This window comes from Cellulomonas septica (genome assembly GCF_012396155.1).
Classification (GTDB): Bacteria; Actinomycetota; Actinomycetes; order Actinomycetales; family Cellulomonadaceae; genus Cellulomonas; species Cellulomonas septica.
Window position 1 is genome coordinate 1 of the sequence record NZ_JAAXOY010000517.1, and the last position, 2,571, is coordinate 2,571.

Sequence of the window (2,571 nt, forward strand, 5' to 3'; positions counted from 1 at the left end):
CGAGCCGACCCCACCGCCACCCGTCCCGGCCCGCAGGAGGGCCGTCCGGCCACGCGCGCCGCAGGACGCCTCGTCGTGCTCGTCTCCGGGACGGGGTCGAACCTCGCGGCGCTGCTCGACGCGCACGACGACCCCGCGTTCGGCGCACGCGTCGTCGGCGTGGTGTCCGACCGGCCCGGCATCCGCGCCCTCGACATCGCGCGCGAGGCGGGCGTGCCGACGGCCGTCGTGTCGCTCAAGGACTTCCCGGACCGGGCCGCGTGGGACGTCGGCATCGCCGAGGCGATGGCCGTGTTCGCGCCCGACCTCGTCGTCGAGGCCGGCTTCATGAAGATCCTCGGCGCGCCCTCGCTCGAGCGGTTCGGCGGTCGCATCATCAACACGCACCCCGCGCTGCTGCCGTCGTTCCCCGGGGCGCACGGCGTGCGCGACGCGCTCGCGTACGGCGTCAAGGTCACGGGGTGCAGCGTCATCGTCATCGACGAGGGCGTGGACAGCGGCCCGATCCTCGCGCAGGAGTCCGTGCCGGTGCTGCCCGACGACGACGAGGCGTCGCTGCACGAGCGCATCAAGGTCGTCGAGCGGCGCCTGCTGGTCGACTGCGTGGGGCGCATCGCTCGCGAGGGGTTGCGTGTCGACGGCCGGACGGCGGTCATCGGCGGCTGACGCCGTGCCCGCGGCAGGCTGACGCGGTGGCCGCGGGAGGCTGACGCCGTACCTGCGGCGGGCTGACGCGGTGGCCGCCGATGGCCGACGCGGTGCCCGCTAGACTCGACCACGGTCGTGACTGGCGCAGGTGGGTGCAACCACCGGGGAGCGGCCGCAGTGCCCCCGCCACGCACCGCCCGCCTGGGTGCCTGGGTCCCTGAACCGACCCACCCGACCGGGAGCTGCCGATGTCCTCCGTGCCCGCCACCCCCGCCGCCTCCACCCTCTCCGACGACGCCACGCGTCGTCCCGTGCGCCGCGCGCTCGTCAGCGTCTACGACAAGACCGGCCTGACCGAGCTGGCCGCCGCGCTGCACGCCGCCGGCGTCGAGATCGTCTCCACCGGGTCGACGGCGGCCACCGTCGCCGCGACGGGCGTGCCCGTGACCCGCGTCGAGGACCTCACCGGCTTCCCCGAGTGCCTCGACGGGCGCGTCAAGACGCTGCACCCGCGCGTGCACGCCGGGATCTTGGCCGACACGCGTCTGCCCGAGCACGTCGCGCAGCTCGAGGAGCTGGGCGTCGCGCCGTTCGAGCTCGTCGTCGTGAACCTGTACCCGTTCACCGCCACGGTCGCGTCGGGCGCGAGCCCCGACGAGTGCGTCGAGCAGATCGACATCGGCGGCCCGTCGATGGTCCGCGCGGCCGCCAAGAACCACCCGAGCGTCGCGGTCGTCGTCGACCCGGCGCGCTACGAGGACGTCGCCGCGGCGCTCGCGGCGGGCGGATTCACGCTCGCCGAGCGTCGCCGCCTGGCCGCGGACGCGTTCGCGCACACGGCGGCCTACGACGTCGCGGTGGCCGGCTGGTTCGCGACCGACTACGCGCCCGACGAGCCCGGCACCGACGACGCGCCCGCGTTCCCGGCGTTCACGGGTGCGACCTGGACCCGGTCCGACGTGCTCCGGTACGGCGAGAACCCGCACCAGGCCGCGGCGCTGTACGTGACGGCCGACGGTGCGGCCGGGCGCGGGCTCGCGGGCGCGCGCCAGCTGCACGGCAAGCAGATGTCGTACAACAACTACGTCGACGCCGACGCCGCGTGGCGCGCCGCGCACGACCACGACGGGCCGGCCGTCGCGATCATCAAGCACGCGAACCCGTGCGGCATCGCCGTCGGGGCCGACGTCGCGGACGCGCACGCGAAGGCGCACGCGTGCGACCCGGTGTCCGCGTTCGGCGGTGTCATCGCGACGAACCGCCCGCTGACGCTCGCGGCGGCCGAGCAGATCGCGCCCGTCTTCACCGAGGTCGTCGTCGCGCCGGAGTTCGAGCCCGAGGCCGTCGAGGTGCTGACTCGCAAGAAGAACGTGCGCCTGCTGCAGGTGACTCCGCTCGACGCGGCCGCGGTCGCGACCGAGCAGCGGGCCGTCACGGGCGGGCTCCTCGTGCAGCAGGTCGACCGCGTCGACGCGACGGGCGACGACCCGACCACCTGGACGCTCGCCGCGGGCGAGGCCGCCGACGAGGCGACGCTCGCGGACCTCGTGTTCGCGTGGCGTGCGGTCCGCGCCGTGAAGTCGAACGCGATCCTGCTCGCGGACGGCGGTGCGTCGGTCGGGGTCGGGATGGGCCAGGTCAACCGCGTCGACTCGTGCCGCCTCGCGGTCGAGCGGGCCAACACGGGCGACGTCGAGCGCGCCCGGGGTGCCGTCGCTGCGTCCGACGCGTTCTTCCCCTTCGCCGACGGGCTCCAGGTGCTGCTCGACGCCGGGGTCCGCGCGGTCGTGCAGCCCGGTGGGTCGGTCCGTGACGAGGAGGTCGTCGCGGCCGCGCAGGCCGCGGGCGTGACGCTCTACCTCACGGGCACGCGCCACTTCGCGCACTGACGCACCCCGCGCGGCGCCGTCCCGGACGAGGGCG

At 75.4% G+C, this 2,571-nt stretch carries 2 protein-coding genes and 1 riboswitch; both genes read left to right on the forward strand.

The window, feature by feature from the left end; translation table 11 throughout:
• Positions 1–75 precede the first annotated feature (75 nt).
• On the forward strand, positions 76–666 hold the full coding sequence (gene purN / locus HGA02_RS15925) for a phosphoribosylglycinamide formyltransferase (protein ID WP_168680063.1): 591 nt from the start codon (positions 76–78) through the stop codon (positions 664–666).
• A 107-nt stretch (positions 667–773) separates the two neighbouring features.
• Positions 774–862: riboswitch (ZMP/ZTP riboswitch) on the forward strand.
• Between the two features lie 34 nt (positions 863–896).
• Positions 897–2,537 carry a bifunctional phosphoribosylaminoimidazolecarboxamide formyltransferase/IMP cyclohydrolase gene (gene purH / locus HGA02_RS15930; protein ID WP_168680065.1) on the forward strand — a complete coding sequence of 547 codons (1,641 nt, stop codon included), beginning with the start codon at positions 897–899 and terminating at the stop codon, positions 2,535–2,537.
• Positions 2,538–2,571: the final 34 nt, after the last annotated feature.